Origin of the sequence: Solibacillus palustris (assembly GCF_022549215.1) — a bacterium.
Lineage (GTDB): Bacteria > Bacillota > Bacilli > Bacillales_A > Planococcaceae > Solibacillus > Solibacillus daqui.
Genome location: NZ_JAKZFC010000007.1, coordinates 118,517 through 137,646, shown reverse-complemented (window position 1 = coordinate 137,646; position 19,130 = coordinate 118,517). Strand labels below are relative to the sequence as shown.

The 19,130-nt window shown below is 37.1% G+C and carries 17 protein-coding genes; 15 read left to right on the top strand and 2 right to left on the bottom strand.

Annotated elements, in window-relative coordinates:
• Window positions 1-7 precede the first annotated feature (7 nt).
• The 9 genes from nikB (at window position 8) to LZ480_RS16105 (ending at window position 8,702) form a co-directional block, all read left to right on the top strand.
• Window positions 8-931 (top strand): nickel ABC transporter permease, encoded by a 924-nt coding sequence (nikB, locus tag LZ480_RS16145; protein WP_241370577.1) that lies wholly within the window; start codon window positions 8-10, stop codon window positions 929-931.
• 12 nt (window positions 932-943) lie between these two features.
• Window positions 944-1,837, top strand: coding sequence for an ABC transporter permease (locus LZ480_RS16140; RefSeq protein WP_408641629.1), 894 nt, complete (start codon window positions 944-946; stop codon window positions 1,835-1,837).
• A gap of 12 nt (window positions 1,838-1,849) precedes the next feature.
• A complete protein-coding gene (locus LZ480_RS16135; protein WP_241370576.1) occupies window positions 1,850-2,836 on the top strand; it encodes an ABC transporter ATP-binding protein in 987 nt (328 codons plus the stop codon).
• Window positions 2,829-3,809 carry an ABC transporter ATP-binding protein gene (locus LZ480_RS16130; protein ID WP_408641628.1) on the top strand — a complete coding sequence of 327 codons (981 nt, stop codon included), beginning with the start codon at window positions 2,829-2,831 and terminating at the stop codon, window positions 3,807-3,809. The genes LZ480_RS16135 and LZ480_RS16130 overlap by 8 nt, the downstream gene beginning before the upstream one ends.
• A gap of 213 nt (window positions 3,810-4,022) precedes the next feature.
• The gene (locus LZ480_RS16125) at window positions 4,023-4,919 is read left to right on the top strand and encodes a sugar phosphate isomerase/epimerase family protein (protein ID WP_241370574.1); all 897 of its coding nucleotides are present in this window, start codon (window positions 4,023-4,025) and stop codon (window positions 4,917-4,919) included.
• Entirely contained in the window at window positions 4,916-5,992 is a 1,077-nt protein-coding gene (locus LZ480_RS16120; RefSeq protein WP_241370573.1) for a Gfo/Idh/MocA family protein, read from the top strand. The genes LZ480_RS16125 and LZ480_RS16120 overlap by 4 nt, the downstream gene beginning before the upstream one ends.
• Complete coding sequence (locus LZ480_RS16115; protein WP_241370572.1) at window positions 5,970-6,854, top strand: sugar phosphate isomerase/epimerase family protein; 885 nt, start codon at window positions 5,970-5,972, stop codon at window positions 6,852-6,854. Before LZ480_RS16120 ends, LZ480_RS16115 begins: the two co-directional genes overlap by 23 nt.
• A 15-nt stretch (window positions 6,855-6,869) precedes the next feature.
• Window positions 6,870-8,027: an ROK family transcriptional regulator gene (locus tag LZ480_RS16110; protein WP_241370571.1), complete on the top strand. Its 1,158-nt coding sequence runs from the start codon at window positions 6,870-6,872 to the stop codon at window positions 8,025-8,027.
• A gap of 333 nt (window positions 8,028-8,360) precedes the next feature.
• Window positions 8,361-8,702 carry an ATPase gene (locus LZ480_RS16105; protein WP_241370570.1) on the top strand — a complete coding sequence of 114 codons (342 nt, stop codon included), beginning with the start codon at window positions 8,361-8,363 and terminating at the stop codon, window positions 8,700-8,702.
• 286 nt (window positions 8,703-8,988) lie between these two features.
• On the opposite strand, the gene LZ480_RS16100 is transcribed toward LZ480_RS16105, so the two are convergent.
• Together LZ480_RS16100 and LZ480_RS16095 are read right to left on the bottom strand one after the other, a co-directional pair.
• A complete protein-coding gene (locus LZ480_RS16100; RefSeq protein WP_241370569.1) occupies window positions 8,989-10,098 on the bottom strand; it encodes an ABC transporter ATP-binding protein in 1,110 nt (369 codons plus the stop codon).
• A gap of 203 nt (window positions 10,099-10,301) precedes the next feature.
• Window positions 10,302-11,201 carry a helix-turn-helix domain-containing protein gene (locus tag LZ480_RS16095; protein ID WP_241370568.1) on the bottom strand — a complete coding sequence of 300 codons (900 nt, stop codon included), beginning with the start codon at window positions 11,199-11,201 and terminating at the stop codon, window positions 10,302-10,304.
• Between the two features lie 250 nt (window positions 11,202-11,451).
• Here LZ480_RS16095 and LZ480_RS16090 point away from each other — a divergent pair, with 250 nt between their 5' ends.
• The 6 genes from LZ480_RS16090 (at window position 11,452) to LZ480_RS16065 (ending at window position 19,129) form a co-directional block, all read left to right on the top strand.
• The gene (locus LZ480_RS16090) at window positions 11,452-12,759 is read left to right on the top strand and encodes an ABC transporter substrate-binding protein (RefSeq protein WP_241370567.1); all 1,308 of its coding nucleotides are present in this window, start codon (window positions 11,452-11,454) and stop codon (window positions 12,757-12,759) included.
• Between the two features lie 58 nt (window positions 12,760-12,817).
• On the top strand, window positions 12,818-13,717 hold the full coding sequence (locus LZ480_RS16085; RefSeq protein ID WP_241370566.1) for a carbohydrate ABC transporter permease: 900 nt from the start codon (window positions 12,818-12,820) through the stop codon (window positions 13,715-13,717).
• 11 nt (window positions 13,718-13,728) lie between these two features.
• A complete protein-coding gene (locus tag LZ480_RS16080) occupies window positions 13,729-14,562 on the top strand; it encodes a carbohydrate ABC transporter permease (RefSeq protein WP_408641631.1) in 834 nt (277 codons plus the stop codon).
• A 235-nt stretch (window positions 14,563-14,797) separates the two neighbouring features.
• A complete protein-coding gene (locus tag LZ480_RS16075; RefSeq protein ID WP_241370564.1) occupies window positions 14,798-16,315 on the top strand; it encodes a DUF4127 family protein in 1,518 nt (505 codons plus the stop codon).
• A 41-nt stretch (window positions 16,316-16,356) separates the two neighbouring features.
• Window positions 16,357-17,934, top strand: a complete 1,578-nt coding sequence (locus LZ480_RS16070; RefSeq protein ID WP_241370563.1) for an FAD-dependent oxidoreductase — start codon at window positions 16,357-16,359, stop codon at window positions 17,932-17,934.
• 16 nt (window positions 17,935-17,950) lie between these two features.
• Window positions 17,951-19,129 (top strand): alpha amylase family protein, encoded by a 1,179-nt coding sequence (locus LZ480_RS16065; protein ID WP_241370562.1) that lies wholly within the window; start codon window positions 17,951-17,953, stop codon window positions 19,127-19,129.
• Window position 19,130 lies beyond the last annotated feature (1 nt).

Sequence of the window (19,130 nt, the reverse complement as noted above, 5' to 3'; positions counted from 1 at the left end):
ATTATCGGTGCTTAAGTTTATTTCTCGAAGATTGGTAGAGGTTATTCCAATTTTAATTGTTGTGTCCATTGTGACATTTTTATTTATTCATTTAATTCCTGGGGATCCGGCACGTTTAGTAGCTGGAAAGGATGCCACGCTTGAAGAAGTAGAAAATGTACGACAAGAATTAGGCTTGAACAAACCAGTTATTACACAATATTTCGACTATATGAAAAACATGGTTACGGGCAATCTTGGCACATCATTAACGACGGGCTTACCTGTAATTGACATGTTTAAAACAAGATTTATGCCGTCTGTTTATTTAACATTTTTCGCAATGATTTGGGCAACGATATTTGGGTTGTTAATTGGTGTATTAACGGCTGTATTTAAAAATAGATGGCCTGATTATTTGGGGATGATTGTAGCTGTATCCGGTATTTCTCTTCCAGGGTTCTGGTTAGGGTTACTATTAATTCAATTTTTCTCAGTGCAGTTAGGTTGGCTTCCAACTGGTGGAATCGACAGCTTACAGAGCTATATTTTACCCTCGATTACATTGGGCGCAGGTATTATGTCTATGATTGCTCGTTTTACAAGATCTTCATTATTAGAAACATTACAAGCGGATTATATTCGAACGAGCCGGGCAAAAGGCTTATCAGAAAAAACAGTGATTTTTGGTCATGCATTACGAAACTCTTTAATTTCCGTAGTAACGATTGCTGGGCTACAATTCGGCTTTTTATTAGGTGGTTCCGTTGTCGTTGAAACCGTATTTAGTTTCCCAGGAATGGGGCGTTTATTAATCGATTCCATCGCATTCCGTGATTATCCTGTTATCCAGTCTGCGTTATTATTATTTGCATTGGAATTTATTTTAGTGAACTTAATTGTAGATGTACTCTACAAAATTTTAAATCCGAAAATTCAGTTGAATTCATAAGGAGGCTTACTTGTGTCAACTACTATTATAGAAAATCAAGAACGCCAACAAAAGGTGATAAAATACTCACCTGTGAAAGAATTTTGGAAAAATTTCCGACAAAAAAAAGTAGCATTAATCGCAAGCAGCTTCATTTTATTATTGATAGCCATTGCTTTTATTGGACCATATGTAGCGCCATATGACCCGTACGAACCAAATTACGATGCAATATTAGAAGGTCCGAGCATGGCTCATTTTGCAGGGACTGATGAATATGGACGTGATATTTTCAGTCGCCTCATTGTCGGGTCAAAAATTTCACTTCTTGTCAGCTTTAGTGCGGTATTTTTAGGCTTAATTTTAGGGACAGTTATTGGATTAATTAGTGGTTTTTTCGGTGGATGGGTAGACAAAATTATTATGCGTTTTTGTGATGTATTGTTCTCATTCCCGGATTTATTATTAGCCATTGCCATCGTAGCCATTTTAGGACCAGGCATTAACAACGTAATTATTGCCGTAATGATTTTTAGTATTCCGTCCTTTGCGAGATTAGTGCGTGGGGCTACATTAAATGCAAAAGAAAATGTCTATGTAGAAGCGGCACGTTCGATGGGTGCTTCACGAACACGGATCATTTTTAAGCACATTTTTCCGGAAACAATAAGTGAGCTAATTATCTTTGTAACAATGCGTGTAGGTACAGCTATTTTAGCAGCATCAAGTTTAAGCTTCTTAGGTTTAGGTGCAAGCCCTGAAACACCTGAATGGGGTGTGATGCTAAGTAGTGGGCGAGATTATTTAGGAACGAATACCCATCTTGTTTTAATGCCTGGAATTGCCATCTTTTTAACCGTTTTGGCATTTAACTTAATAGGTGATGGCCTACGTGATGTACTAGATCCTAAAACAAAGAATAATTAAAGGAGGATGCAAATGGCACAATCTTTATTAGAAGTTCAACAATTAGAGACATCCTTTCAACGTGATAAACAACAAATAAAAATCTTACGTGGTGTCAATTTTTCGATTCGAAAAGGGGAAGTGCTGGGCTTAGTAGGCGAATCGGGTAGCGGAAAAAGCATTACATCCTTATCAATCATGCGCCTGTTTCATGGTACAACCGGAAAGATAAACAATGGCTCGATAAAATTTGACGGTCAAGAACTTACTACCTTATCAGAAAAGGAAATGCGAAAACTTCGTGGGAAAAATTTATCAATGATTTTTCAGGAGCCGATGACATCATTAAACCCTGTTATGAAAATTGGTAGACAACTAACAGAAGTCATTCAATTGCATTTAGGACTAAGCAAAAAGGAAAGTGAGCTCCATGCTATTGATATGCTCAAAAAGGTTGGTATTGGGCGTGCAGAGGAAATAATGAATGAGCACCCTCACCAATTATCAGGGGGGATGAGGCAGCGTGTAATGATAGCCATTGCAATGGCTTGTCATCCAAGCTTGCTAATTGCCGATGAACCAACAACGGCTCTTGACGTAACGATACAGGCACAGATTCTGCAGTTAATGCGAAATTTAAAGGATGAAAATGAAACTGCGATATTATTAATCACGCATGATTTAGGTATTGTTGCTGAAATGTGTGACCGTGTAGTTGTCATGTATGCAGGTGAAGTTGTAGAAGAAGCGAGTGTATTTGAGCTTTTTGCTAGTCCAAAGCATCCGTACACACAAGGGCTCATTGCATCTGTGCCAAAGCTAGGAGAGAAGAAGGAAGAATTAGATTCTATTAAAGGCCAGGTTCCATCACCGATGAATATGCCAATGGGCTGTAAATTTGCACCGCGCTGTGACAAGTCAATTGAAAAATGCTTAAAACAAGAGCCCCCCGTGTATAGCGTAGGCAGCGATGCGAAGTGTGCATGCTGGCTTTATGAAACAAAGGATGTGAATGGTTAATATGACGAATATTATTTCAGTTCAAAGTTTGAAAAAGCAGTTTCAAGTGGCAGGGGGATTATTTGAAAAGAAGGAATTCGTCAATGCTGTATTAGATGTATCCTTTGATATTAAGGAAGGGGAAACGTTTAGTTTAGTAGGCGAGAGTGGATGCGGTAAATCCACGACTGGTCGACTGATCACAAGATTGATTGACCCAACAGAAGGCAAAATTTTCGTCAATGGCAATGATATCGCCAAAGCAAAATACAGTGAGCTAACACAATTACGTGAAACAGTGCAAATGATTTTCCAAGACCCGTATGCGTCATTAAATCCACGAATGAAGGTAAAGGATTTAATTGCAGAGCCATTAGTAATTCATACGAAGCTGAATAAGCAAGAACGAGAAAAGCTGGTCTATGAAATGTTGGAGATCGTAGGACTGAATGTGGAACAGGCAAATCGCTATGCCCATGAATTTAGTGGTGGTCAGCGTCAGCGTATCGGCATTGCACGGGCACTAATTACAAAGCCGAAATTAATTATTGCAGATGAACCCGTTTCAGCGCTAGATGTGTCGATTCAATCACAAATTTTAAATTTACTAAAGCGTTTGCAGCAGGAATATAATGTTTCCTTTTTATTTATCTCTCATGATTTAAGTGTTGTCGAACATATTAGCCATCGTGTAGGAGTAATGTATTTAGGAACAATTGTGGAACAAGGGGATAAGGAAGCGATATTTAATAATCCACTTCATCCCTACACAAAAGCATTATTATCATCTGTTCCAATCGCAGACCCAACATTGCGCCGAGAAAAAATTATTTTAACTGGGGATATTCCGAATCCTAAAAATCCACCATCAGGCTGCACATTCCACACGCGTTGCCCATATGCGATGGATATTTGCAAAAGTAAAATTCCGGACATTCAGCAAGTGAATTCACAGCAGGCGGTTGCCTGTCATTTAGTTAACTCGATTCAGTAGAAGTTCGCTACTTTTATAATCGAGGATGAATGTCAGATAGGGTTGTTATTCAGTAGCGGCTTAAATCACGACTGAATCAAGTTACGCCCCAGCGGATGTCACAGATTTTTTAGTGGAGTTTTTCGAGTGTTCTCGAAAAAATCTGGACGCGATTACGTCGAGACGTAATTGAATGAACAGGAAGCATAAACTACAAACTGAGGAGAGAGAATTATGAAAATTGGATTAAGTACTTATAGCATGATTAAAAAAATGCGTTCAGGTGAAATGAACGTAATCGATGTTTTACATTGGGTAAAGGAAAATGGCGGAGAGCACGTTGAACTAGTGCCATACGAATTTACTGTAGTTGATAACTATGAATTAGCGGGTCAAATTAGAGACACAGCTGCAGAGCTAGGTTTAGAACTATCAGGCTATTCATTACCAGCGAACTTTGTGCATGATACAGAGGAAGCATTACTAGAAGAAGTAGAACGTTTAAAGAAACATATCGATGTCATTCATTTCATGGGCATTAAAGTACTACGCCATGATGTAACATTGTTTACAATTCCAAAAGAAGATACATCCATTCATTTTTACAATAAGCATTTTGATAAAATGGTACGCGGTAGCCAAATGCTGGCAGATTATGCAAATCAATTTGGTATTACAACGACAATTGAAAACCATGGCTTTAATGTGCAAACAAGTGACCGTGTGCAATCATTAATTCACGCAGTCAATCGCGATAATTTCAAAACAACGCTTGATGTAGGAAATTTCCTATGCATTGATGAAGAACCGTTAGTAGGGGTGCAAAAAAACATACCGTATGCTGCACGCGTTCATTTTAAAGATTTTTACATCCGCCCATATTATGAAAACCCAGGTGGTGGCGAATGGTTCCGCACAGTACAAGATAATTACATCCGCGGCGCAATTATCGGTCATGGGGATATCAAAATGCGTGAAGTAATTAAAATTGTAAAAGGTTCTGGCTACGATGGGTATTTAACAGTTGAATTTGAAGGAATGGAAGATTGCGCGCTAGGTTCAAAACTTGGCATGGAAAACTTAAAGCGTTTATGGAATGAATGTGTAATTGCGGAGGAAGTGAAAGCATGAGTAAATTAAAAGTTGCTGTAATTGGTACGGGGTCGATTTCAGACTTACATTTAGGGTCTTACGAAAAAAACGCAAACGCTGAACTATTCGGTGTTTACGATGTTTCCCTTGAACGAGCAAAGGATAAGGCACAGCAATTCGGTGCAACAAAAGTTTATGAGAGCTTAGATGAATTGTTTTCAGATGAAGCACTTCAAGCAGTTAGCATTTGTACATGGAATAATACGCATGCACCATTGGCCATTCGCGCGTTAGAAAGCGGCCTCCATGTGTTAGTCGAAAAGCCACTCGCGATGACATATGCCGAAAGCTTAGAAATTCAAGCGGCTGCGCAAAAGGCACAAAAAGTATTCCAAGTTGGCTATGTACGTCGATTTGCAACAAATACAAAAGTGTTGAAGCAATTTGTAGATGCAGGAAGACTTGGCGAAATCTATTATGCAAAAGCAACTTGTAATCGACGTTTAGGGAATCCAGGTGGCTGGTTTGCTGATGTCGAAAAATCGGGTGGTGGACCGTTAATCGATTTAGGTGTCCATATTATTGATATTTGTTGGTACTTAATGGGGAAACCAAAAGTAGCAAAAGTATCTGGCAACACGTATAAAAATTTAGGTAACCGAAGCAATGTCAAAAATCTTTCGTTTTATAAGACAGCGGATTATGATGCCTCAAAAAATTCTGTCGAAGATTTGGCAAATGCCATCATTACGTTTGAAAATGGTGCATCGTTAATGGTCGATGTTTCCTATACATTGCATGCAACCCAAAATGAACTTAGTGTAAAGTTATTCGGTACAAAAGGTGGAGCTGAGCTAGAGCCAGAGTTAAAAATTGTTGCGGAAGAATTCGATACAATATTAAATGTTCATCCACAAATCGATTATTTAACGTTTGACTTTAACGCGGCGTTCCAAAGTGAGATTGATAGCTTTGTTAACGCAATATTAGAGAACAAACCTTCTGAAGCACCGGTGGAAGATGGTGTAGAAATTATGAAAATTCTTGAAGGCATCTACACTTCAGCACAAACAGGGAGGGAAGTATATTATGAGTTTGAAACTTCAAAATAAAATTGGTGTCATTGTTGATAGCTTACAACTCCCTCTAAAAGAAGGCTTACATGCTGCAAAAGAAATGGGTGCGGATGGTGTTCAAATTTATGCAGTTAGTGGCGACTTAGATCCAGATGTAATGAACGAAGCAGCTCGACTTGAATTAAAAGCCTATATCGATTCACTAGGATTAGAAATCTCTGCACTATGTGGAGATTTAGGTGGCCATGGTTTTCAAGATGCAGAAGCAAATCCAGAAAAAATTCGTAAATCGAAAAGAATATTAGATCTAGCAATAGATTTGGGAACAACAATTGTCACAACGCATATCGGGATCATTCCAGAAGATGAAAATGACCCAATTTATGCAACAATGTTAGCAGCCTGTGAAGAATTAGGAACATACGCATCTGAAAAAGGGGCTTATTTTGCAATTGAAACAGGTCCAGAAAAAGCGCAAACATTAAAAAAGTTTTTAGATAAGCTATCGACAAAGGGCGTTTCGGTAAACTTTGACCCTGCCAATATGGTAATGGTGACAAAGGATGACCCAGTTGCAGGCGTGAAATTATTAAAGGATTATATTGTGCATACCCATGTCAAAGATGGCATTCAACTAAAGCCAACGAACCCAAAGGATGTATACGGTTATTTGCATAACGATGTCGAAACATCGCATGAAAATATAGCAGAAATGGTAGCAAACGGTGATTTTTTTAGAGAGCTACCATTAGGGCAAGGTGATGTGGATTTTCAACAGTATTTTGCGATGCTAGAGGAAATCGGATATTCAGGGTATTTAACAATCGAACGAGAAGTGAAAAATAACCCTATACAGGACATTTCGGAGGCAGTAAAATTTATACAGATGTATAAATAAAGAGGTGACGCAACAATGTTAAAGCATGATCAAGTACAAATGAAAAAACAAAATCGAAAAATTGTACTTGATAGAATTCGAAATCATGAACCCATTTCTCGAATTCAACTAGCCAAAATAACGAAAATGAGTCCTACAACAATTACGCGCATTGTCCAAGAGCTAATTGAGGAAGATTATATTATCGAAGCAATGAGTGAAGAAACGGCAATTGGTAGAAGACCAACGTTAATCAATGTTAACCCAGAAGCTCGTTACTCAATCGGTGTAGAAATAGACCGTTCAAAGTTACGAATTGGCTTATTAAACTTCAGTTGTGAACTGGTAGATTTTGTTGAAACTCCATTAATGCGTAGTGAGAGCTATGAATGGATTATTGATAATTTAGTTCTAGAAATTCAAAAACTCATTTTGACAAATCAAATTTCTCAAGAGCGTTTACTCGGAATTGGTATTGGTATACCAGGGCGAATCGATCAGGAGCGCGGAATTGTTATCATTTCAGAACAATTTAAATGGAAGAATAAGCATGTTAGGGACGATTTGGCACAGCATTTTCAATGTACAATTGCAATCGACAACGAATTAAAAATGCAAATATTTGCAGAATCCGGTAAGTTTTTTAAACCAATTCAAAGAAACAGTATATTAATTGGGGTCGGAAGTGGTATTGGTGCAGCGATTATTTTAAATGGAGAAATTTACCGAGGTTTAAAAAATAACGCCGGTGAAATTAGCCATTTAACAATTAATCCGTTTGGCGAGCAATGTAGCTGTGGTAATCGTGGTTGTTTATCGAATTATACGCGCGAAGATACCTTGCAACAATTTATTCCAGAAGCACAAAGGTCTGAATATAACACACTTGAAAAAATTGTGGAGGGTATTCATGCAAACGAAGAGTGGTCGATTCCACTCATCGATCATATTGCAACGTATTTAGCGATTACGATCAACAACTTAATTTGTATCTATGAACCAGACGAGGTCATTGTAACCGGAGAAGCATTAGAAAAAAATATTAAAATACAAAACGTCGTGCTTGCTAAATGCGAAAAGCACATATGGCGTGATATAGGTACAGGAATTCAAATTAAATTTTCCGAATTAAATGAAACTGGTGTCGTAAAAGGTGCAGCCATGTTTGTGCAAAAGGTTGAAATGGAAATTTAATTTAACAATTTAACATTTTAGCCATTTATCTATTATTGGATATATGGCTTTTTTTTATTGCCCATAACTATAGTTGAAAGCATTTGAATACTGTTCAGTTGCCTAAATTACTCTTACCAGATTAGGTGTACATACTACGGTAATATGTCTTGGTATATTCGCTCACCTTTGTTTACAGATTTCCATTGATACATTTTCTACTAAACAAACCACAAATTTTTATTTTTTATAAAAACATGAGTAATAAGACTAGAGTATGTAACAACTTACTGCATACTATGAAAATATAATCTGCAGATTATGAACCTTTACTTTTGAGGAGGTGAATTTAACATGCCTTTAACTACTGGTCCAATTGAAAATCAAGGAAATCAACCAGCTAATGCGACTAACGTTCGTATCAAAGTTCTCAATCTCTCTGGAGGGTTGCTTACTGGAGTAGTCCGAGTTTTTAAACTTAACGGAACAAGACAACTAGTATCTACTACACCATTTGCTGCAAATGCAAATGCTTCTACTTTTGTAACTCCGGGTCTAGGAGGCGCGTTTCAATATGAAGTTGAAATTGTTCCGAACCAAACTGGCGGATTATATAGCGTTTACGGTCGAACAGCTTCAGGAGTTATCATTGATGCCCAACGGTTTGTGCACTCAGAATTAACACCGATTCTTTAATTTTTTATAGATTTTAACAGTTAAAATCTTGAAAGCCTTATACTCAAGTATAAGGCTTTTAGTTTATAACGAATCCCCTACCGTGCAATTTACATACCGGCAATTTCTTCGGCTGTAGTATTTCTTAAACGTGTAACAACGCGAATTACATCACAAAACGCCTGATAAAGTAGAATGATTGCTAATAAAAAAAACCCCTTCTCTAATTTTTAGAAGGGGATTTGCTATAGAAGTTAAACAAAAAAGTATTAACTTACTGTTTATTCACAAGTGCTCTCATATTTTTCTAGTTTTGATCTAAATGTATGCGATTTTCTGTTTCTTTATCAAAGAAATGGGCTTTGTCCATATTTATTGCCACCGTAAGAACATCGCCTGGTTTAACATCTATGGAAGCATCGACACGCGAGATAAATGGTTGTCCCTCGATGTCGGAGTAAAGAATTGTTTCTGCACCGAGTAATTCCGCTACATCGATTTTTACATCAATTTTAGAATCTGGAGAACCTTCAGTGAATGAAAGATCAGTATTGAAATCCTCCGGGCGAACCCCCATCGTAATTTCTTTGTTTACATAACCTTTCTCACGTAAATAGTTCATTTTTTCTTTTGGGATGGAAAGTGAAACATTACCAATAGTGATTTTCCCGTCTAAAAGGGTACCCGTAAAGAAGTTCATTGCAGGCGATCCAATAAAACCACCAACAAAAACATTATTCGGTCGTTCGTACACATCTTTTGGTGTCCCAACTTGTTGAATAATACCGTCCTTCATAACAACAAGTCTAGTTGCCATTGTCATTGCTTCTGTTTGGTCATGCGTTACATAAATGGTAGTTGTTTGTAATCGCTGATGAAGCTTAGTGATTTCGGCACGCATATGTACACGAAGCTTTGCATCTAAATTTGATAATGGCTCATCCATTAAGAAAACTCTTGCATCACGAACGATTGCACGTCCTAAAGCAACACGCTGACGCTGACCACCCGATAACGCTTTTGGTTTACGGTCTAAGTATTGCTCAAGATCTAAAATTTTGGCAGCTTCCTTTACACGACGATCAATTTCATCTTTTGGTAGCTTTCGTAATTTTAGACCAAATGCCATATTATCGTAGACACTCATGTGCGGATAGAGGGCATAGTTTTGGAATACCATCGCGATATCGCGGTCTTTAGGCGCGACATCATTCATCCGCTTTCCGTCTATTATTAATTCACCTTTTGAAATTTCCTCTAAACCAGCCACCATACGCAGTGTCGTCGATTTACCACAACCCGATGGACCAACGAAAACAATAAACTCTTTATCTTTAATTTCAAGGTTAAAATCTTTTACCGCTGTTACATCTTTTTCATAAATTTTATAAATATTTTCTAACTTGAGTTCAGCCATTATCAATATCCCCCTTAAAAATGAAAGCGTTTTACATAGTGTAGTGGAAATGAGTGGCAAATGTAAATATTCAAACTGCACAAAAATTTCTGATAATTTGTAGGGCAATGTGTACAAAATTGGCTCCTCAGTCATTTCAGTAGCTAGCAACGCGTTTAACAATTTGACTAATATGGAGGTTCTACTAGTTTATTGCTGAGAAATTAATCGATTCTCCTGGTCAATAATGGAATAACAAGCGCTAGAAATGCTGCATTTGAGAACTCTCGACAGTCAATACCTGTTTTATTGATTAATTTATCAAAACGGTATTGCAAGCTATTTCGATGAATATGCAACCTTTTAGCGGCTAGAGAAGCATTCAAATTATATTGTAAAAACACTTTTAACGTATGTAGCATTTCTCCGTCCTGTAGACTTTCTATTAAATGGTTGGAGAGTATTTTTTGATCGATTGAATGTGCTGATGTAACTAAAAGCATAGGGAAAGCTTCATAAAATAGGACTGTTTTTTCTTGTTCAACATAAGGAAGAAGTTCTTGAAAGCATTGTTTTTCTAGACTGAATTTTTCTTTTAAAAATAAATCTGCTTTATGTAATTGTCCGATAAAACTATAAATAACAACAAGAAAGTCACTTGTTAATGTGTCGCTTAACTGGATAAATTCCTCTTTATCAAAAATACTTTGCGGTTTTTCTTCAATGATAATTCCATACATATTGTTAATCCATAGAACGATCGGTTGCTGGAAAGCCCCTTTAATCGCTTCTTCAAAGTTAATCGGGTCAATGATTGGTTGTTTCAAACGAAAATAAAAAAAACGAATGGATTCAACATCTTCCGAAAAAGGTAAGTCGTTTGAGTGACCGAATAAGAATTGTTGCCAATGTAATTGAACAATTGCGGTGTTTGAATTCGCTTCTGTATCCTCAATTTGTAAAAATAATGATTGTAAGAGGCCGAGTTCGACATCAGAAAGCGCGGATTTTAAAAGGCCAAAAATTTGCCCGTCTTCTGTTTGGAACCAATAGTTGTTTGTGTCTTTAAGTGTGAATTCGGTAGTAAAAGCCACTTGAAAATGGTTCGCTAGTTTTTCAATCATATGCGCTGCTCCTTCTACTAGAAAATAATTCTCATTACTTGTTATTAATTTGCTTGAAAAGGATAACTTTGTCAATGGATAGGGGTTGTTAGCGTTTATTCTGTAAAAAATTTTCTAAAATTAAAAATATTCGGAAAATTATTTACATATCCTAAAGTGTAGTTTATGATTACTTGTAAGCGTTAACAAGTAAAAACTAGGAGGTAGGGAAATTAGTAGAAATGTATAAAAATAATGGGGGGAGAAAGTTATGAGTGGACTAAAAAAAGTACTATTAGTAGCAATGATGTTTATTTTTGTTTTAGGTATTTTAGCTGCGTGTAATGAGGAAGAATCCGGAAAAGAAGTTGATGCTCCGGAAGAATCCGGTAAGAAAGTTGAAGCTCCGAAAGACAAGGTGGAAAACACGTCTGTCGAGTTTTGGACGATTTCTCTTCAACCAACATTTAATGATTACTTTAATGAATTAATAGCGAATTATGAGAAAGAGAATCCAGGTGTAAAAATTGATTGGAAAGACTTCCCGTATGACGCAATCCAAAATAAATTATTAACAAGCATTGCGAGTAAGCAAGCACCAGATGTTGTCAATTTAAATACTGAATTGGCAAGTCAAATGGCTTCAAAAGGTGCATTAACAGACTTTAATAAACAATTAACAGAAGAACAGCGAAGTATCTATTTTGACGGAATCTACAATTCTACAGTAGTTGATAATGGTGCATATGCATTGCCTTGGTATACAGGAATTCCTGTGCTTTATATCAACACAGACTTAGTAGAAAAAGCTGGACTAGATATTAATAATCCTCCACAAACAAAAGCAGATTTGGCTAACTGGGGTGAACAAATTCAAGAAAAAACGGGTTCTTTCGGTTATGTTTTCACGATGGAAACGCGCTCTATTCTTGAAGAAGGGTTCAAAGTGGCTGAAGGAGGAAAAGCGGCATTTAATAATGATGAAGTAAAAGCGTATATCCAAAGCAATATAGAGCTAATTAAAGCAGGGGTTATTCCTAAGGATATTCCTGCATTCGCCCAACAAGTTCAACTATTTGGTAGTGAGCAAGTAGCGATGATTATCTCGAGTTCATCATTTATTAATCAATTAAAAACGGCTTCACCAGATGTATACAAGAAAACGATTGCCGTGCCAGCACCACTTGGAAAAGCAGGGATTCGTTTTACGAACTCTATGAATCTAGTTGTACCAAATGCTTCTGATAATGTTGAAGCAGCAACTGCATTTGCACACTATGTAACAAACGATGCAAATCAATTGGCATTCTCTAAAGTAGCAAGTACACTGCCTTCAACGAAAGCAGCTGCAAAGGATGAATTCTTCTATAAAAACGATGGAACATTAGAGGGGCAAGCATTAACAGCATCTGTTGAAAGTTTAGATAAAGCGTCGGACTTTTACCTAGGTATTGAAAATGCGAATGATGTAAATAAAGCCTTTAATAAGCGCCTGCAAAATATCTATATTAATGAACAAGATCTTAATACTGAATTGGATGCAGCTGAAAAAGAAATTAACGATATTTTAAGTCGCTAAAGACAAAAAACGAATGGGCAGATGCATTTCTGCCCATTTTCGATAGGAGGGAAGTCCTTTGAAACAGAAAAGAGTTGCAAAATTAAGTAGATTTTCAGAAGTCCAAACAGCATGGTTATTTATGGCTCCAGGACTCATATTGCTCGCTATTTTTACCTTTTGGCCGATTATTTATAGTGTCCCTCTAGCCTTTACAAATTATTCGGTGATCGGCGAAACAAAATTTGTAGGGTTTGAAAACTTTAAACGGGCATTTTCTGATGTCAATTTTATTGCGTCTGTTAAAAATTCGCTGTTTTATATGATTATTGTTCCTTTTATTCAAATTATATCGATATTTATGGCGATATTAGTCAATCGAAAGATAGCGGGGATTAAATTTTTCCGAGCTGCCTTTTATATTCCTGTCGTTACATCGATGGTTGCGGTTTCGATTATTTGGGGTTGGTTAATGAGTTCAAATGGGGTTTTGAACTACATACTACTGTCTATTGGCATTATAAATGAAAAAATCAGTTGGTTATCTGATAAGGATACGGCACTTTGGGCAGTAATGTTTATTACCCTGTGGAAAGGGTTGGGCTATTATATGATGATTTATCTTGCAGGCTTACAGGCAGTTCCGACAGACTGCATTGAGGCAGCGAAGATAGATGGGGCAAGCAACTTCCAAGTCATTAGAAAAATCACCATTCCTTTATTAAAACCATATGTGTTTTTCTGCACATTGATTTCCCTCATGTCAGCGATACGTGTGTTTGATGAAGTATTTGTCCTGACATCTGGAGGTCCTGGGAATGCAACGTTAACGAGTAGCCTCTATATTTACGAACAAGGATTCGAAGTATTTGAATTTGGATATTCATCAGCATTAGGGTTAATTATTAGTTTTATTATTATGTTCTTTAGTATTTTCATCTTCCTATTTAATAAGAAGGGTGGTGTAAATCCATATTAATGGATAAAGCGATGAAAAATAGAAAACTACTAAAAACCATTCAAAATAAAGTCCTTATTTATATACCGTTAATGCTATTTGCTCTTTTAATGATGGGGCCATTCCTTTGGTTACTAAGTGTTTCGCTAATGCCTGGGAAAAATGTATTTGCTTTTCCACCTGCTATATTTCCGACATTTATTGATTTTAAAAATTATGTAGATGTTTGGCAGTATATGGATTTCCTTAAATACATATGGAATACAGTCATTATCACATTTTTTGGTGTGGTATTCAGTATTTTATTATGTAGTTTAACCGCATATCCATTAGCTATATTCAAGTTTAAAGGGAAGAATATTATTTTTGTGGCGTTGATTGCTACGATGATTATCCCTGCTGCTGCGGGTCTAGTTGTCAATTATTTAACAATAAATAAGCTTGGTTTAATCAATACATTTACTGGCGTGGTACTTCCAGGCTTAGTAACCGTTTTTAATGTATTTCTATTTAGGCAGGCATTTATGGGGATTCCTAGCGACATTAGGGATTCTGGAAAGATGGATGGTGCCTCTGAATTACGTATTTGGTGGCAACTGATGATGCCGATGATAAAACCAGCGATTGCTGTTGTTGCCTTATTCGAATTTATGGCAAGTTGGAACAGCTTTTTATGGCCAATTATCGTATTGAATACAGACAAGTACCCATTAGCTTCTGCTTTAAGTTTCCTAAATGGACAGTTTTCTTATAACTTTGGATGGATAGCAGCTGGAACGGTTATCTCTGTTCTTCCTATTATTATCGTATTTTTATTAACTCAAAAATACTTTATGGAAGGCATTTCAGGAGCTATAAAAGGATAGATGGTCTGCAAATTTTTTAACATGATTCAGCAGAAGTCCCCTACTTCTATAAGTGGGGGATGAATGCCGAAAAAGTAATTCTATTCAGTGGGGATTCAAACCCCGGCTGAATCAAGTTAAGCTCCGGCGGATGTCACAGATTTTTTAGGGGAGGTTTTCGAGCGAGCTCGAAAAAATCTGGACGCAATTACGCTGGGGCGTAATTGATAAACATCGATTACGAGGGGGTGTATACATGCAAAAAATTGTTTATGTTCCATTAGATGAGCGACCATGTAATTATTCTTTTCCAAACCTTTTAACCGACCAAACGGAAGTAAATCTCGTACGCCCTAGTTTAAATTTAATGGGGGAAAAAAAGAAACCAGGGGACATAGAACAACTATGGGATTGGTTATATAAGGAGTCCATGGATGCAGATGGTCTTATTCTTTCAATAGATACATTATTATTTGGCGGAATTATCCCTTCAAGACTGCATCAATTGTCGTTAGAGGATTGCGAAAAAATACTAAACAAACTTTCAAGAATTAAAGCGGGTAACTCAAACGTAAAAATATATGCTTTTAATCTCATTATGAGATGTCCTCAGTATTCTAGTAATGATGAAGAGCCCGATTACTATGAGTACTGGGGAAAGGAAATTTTCCGGTATGGCGAACTTTCACATTTAATAGCTGCTAACCTCGCATCATTGGAGGAGAAAAAGGAATGTGAAGCATTAAAGTGTCAATTGCCTAAAGAGCATGTTGAGGATTATTTAGCTAGAAGAAAGGTTAATGTCGGTGTCAATCAACTTGTACTCGAATATGTGAGCAAGGGAATCATTGATTTTCTTATTATTCCGCAAGATGATTCGGCTCCCTATGGTTGGACCGCTATGGATCAACAGGCAGTAAGAGGAGCTATTGCAGCCCATCATTTAGAACTAGATGTCTATATGTATCCAGGCGCGGATGAAGTTGGTTGCACTTTACTTGCCAGAATGTTGAACGCTTTTAAAGACAAGAGACCGTTGATTTATCCGGTATTTTCGAGTAGTCAAGGACCTGCAGTTACGCCACTATACGAAGACAGGCCATTATTGGAGACACTTAAATATCAAATATTAGCTGCGGGGGGACTGATGACGACAAATATGCAAGAAGCGGATCTTGTTTTATTTGTAAATGCACCTGTAGAACCAATGTTAGAGGCTTCCTGTCAAGGGGACCTGAGTACAACTTATCAAGTGAATCGAAATCTTATTGATTTTGTTGAGCAGCTTGAATTCACGGTGAAGAAACGAACTATTCCTTGTATCGTAGCGGATGTAGCTTTCGCGAATGGTTCAGACTTAGAGCTATTAAAATTAATGAAATATAAAAACATTCTTTTCTCATTGGCTGGCTATGCAGGTTGGAATACAAGTTCAAATTCATTAGGTACATGCATAGCGCAGGGGATGTTTTACAATATTTTTGGGGAATCACAAGCCCATCGCAATTTTTTAGCATTACGCTATGTAGAAGATGCGGGATATTGTAGCTATGTAAGGAATGATGTAACGAATAACAGATTACCTGAGCTAGGTTACAATTACTTCCGTGTGGATGGCAAAAAAGGGGTCGTTGCTAACATTGTGCAATCACAACTAACCTCATTTATACAAGAGCATCTAATCGATGATGAAAATAGCATACACATCAAGGAATGTACGATGCCATGGAGCCGGATGTTTGAAGTTGGCTTGACTGTTGAACATATCAAATAGGCAAGGAATGAGAAAGCTAGTGACTAAAGGGGGGCTTCTATATGATGAAACAAGAAAATTCGGATGTTATTGTAATAGGTGGAGGCCTAGGAGGTTGTATGGCAGCATTAGCGGTTGCCAAAATGGGCTATCAGGTTATTATGACGGAGGAAACAGATTGGTTAGGTGGACAACTTACAAGTCAAGGAGTACCGCCAGATGAACATCGATGGATTGAGCACTTTGGCTGCACGAGCACGTACCGAGAATTTAGGAATCGAGTGCGTCAATATTATCGTGACAACTATCCACTTACTAAAGAAGCAAAAGAAAATGATTTATTGAATCCTGGCAATGGCTGGGTGAGTAGGCTGGCACATGAGCCTAAAGTTGCGCTAAATGTAATTTCCGATATGCTGGCACCCTTTGTAAATAGTGGGAAAATAAAAATTTTATATAACTATAAACCGATAGAGGCAACAAAGGACGGAGATACGGTACAGTCCATCACAGTTGTACATGTCAATGAGTTGGCAAAAATTGAATTGAGTGGGCACTATTTTTTGGATGCAACTGAATGTGGTGATGTCTTACCAATTGCAGGGGTTGAATATGTAACAGGTGCTGAATCTAGATTAATTACTGGGGAACCTCATGCATTAGAAGAATCAAATCCGAAAGATATGCAGTCCTTTACTTATGTTTTTGCTGTTGATTATATAGAGGGTGGAAATTTTGTTATTGAAAAGCCAGAGCAATATGATTTTTGGCGTAACTATATGCCAAAGTTCTCGCACCTTCCTTTATTTAGCTGGTATGCAGTAGATGCTGATGATACGACAAAATTAAAGGAATTCACATTATTCCCCAATGAACAACAGATACCCTCTTTGTTTACATATCGGAGAATACTGGATACTAATAATATTGATGGAGCGCTATATGAGGGTGATATATCACTAATAAATTGGGCGCAAAATGATTATTTTCTAGGGCCAATTATTGGAGTTTCTAATGAGGAAATTGAGAAGAACTTAAAAAATGCTAAACAACAAAGCTTATCCCTCTTATACTGGCTTCAAACAGAGGCGCCAAGATTAGATGGGGGAAAAGGTTTTCCTAGTTTAAGGCTTCGAAAGGATGTTATGGGTACAGAGGATGGGCTAGCAAAGTATCCATATATTCGAGAATCGAGAAGAATTAAAGCCATGCATACAATAACAGAGCAAGAAGTTAGTAAGGAAATAAGGGGTGAAAAAGGCATTTGCACCTATTTCGATAGTGTCGGTGTTGGTAGCTATCATTTAGATCTACATCATACGACGGTAACGAACCGAAGCTTTTATATACCAAACTATCCTTATGAAATCCCATTAGGCGCCTTACTGCCTATCCGCGTAAAAAATGTAATTCCAGCTTGTAAAAATATTGGCACAACACAAATTACAAATGGCTGCTATAGGCTTCATCCAACAGAGTGGAATATTGGTGAATCAGCAGGATATTTAGTGGCATTTTCGATGTTGAATCAGGTTACGCCTCATCAGGTAAGACAAGAGGAAAAGTATTTGAAAGAGTACCAATCGTTACTTCTTGCTAATGGCGTTCAGCTTCATTGGCCAGAGGATATTGACTTATAAGGAAAGGAAGAACTAAATGGAACAATCGAATATTTTATGGGTAGATTTTTTAGCAAATGCTACTAGATTGCTAGATGCTAATAAAATGAAAGAGTTAATCGAACATGCCCAAAATTGTAAAATAACGCATTTAGTAGTTGATGCGAAAATTCCATATGGATTTACAACATATCCAAGTCAATTTGCCTTCCATGTAAGCGAAATGAAAGATGAACAATATAAGAGATGGGAAGGCCGAGATTTTCTTCAGGAGATGATTGAACATGCCAAAGGGACTGGTTTGAAGGTTATTGCAAATGTTGATGTGTTTTCAGAAGGCAGTGGCATCAATAAAGAAGGAATGGTATATAGCAAACCAGAGTGGAGAGTTACGCTCTATGATGAGTCATTTTCTAATATGCCGACAGCTATGGAAAATCATAATGATCCGACCATTTTCGTCAATCCAATTCACCCAGAAGTGGAAGCATACGAATTATCTATTATTCAAGAAATTATTAATCATTACGAAATCGATGGTGTCGTATTAGATCGATGCCGTTATCCGAATATTTATGGCGATTTTAGTCGTTTAAGCAAAGAGAAATTTGAAGCTTACATTGAACAAAAAATAGAAAATTGGCCGACAGATATTATGACAGTGGAGCATAAAAAACCTGTTTTTGGTAAGCTGTTCCCTAAATGGGCAGAGTTCCGAGCAAATAATATTAAGAATTTTGTTAAAAAAGCAAGGAATGTAGTGAAAACAAAAAACACAGATTTAATTTTTACTGTATATGTTGGTTCGTGGTACCCACTTTATTACAATGAAGGTGTCAACTGGGGCAGCAAAACGTATCAGCCATCTTTCGAATGGGTTTCTGATACATACTGCACAGCAGCGTATGCAGAGGAATTTGATTTTATCATGACAGGCTGCTATTACCCAGAAGTCACGATAGAAGAGGCTAAAAACAATCAAAGACCAGCCAATTGGTACAGCGTTGAAGGTGCAATTGAAATGAGCAAAGAAGTGATTAATGGACAAATACCTGTTATCGCTAGTTTGTATTTGAAAGATTATCAAGATAATGTCGAGCAATTTTTGAAGGCTGTAAAGTTATGTAAAGAACAAACAAATGGGGTTATGTTATTTGACACGATCTATTTAGAGGATTATCAATGGTGGGGCGAATTTGAAAGGTTCATAAAATAAA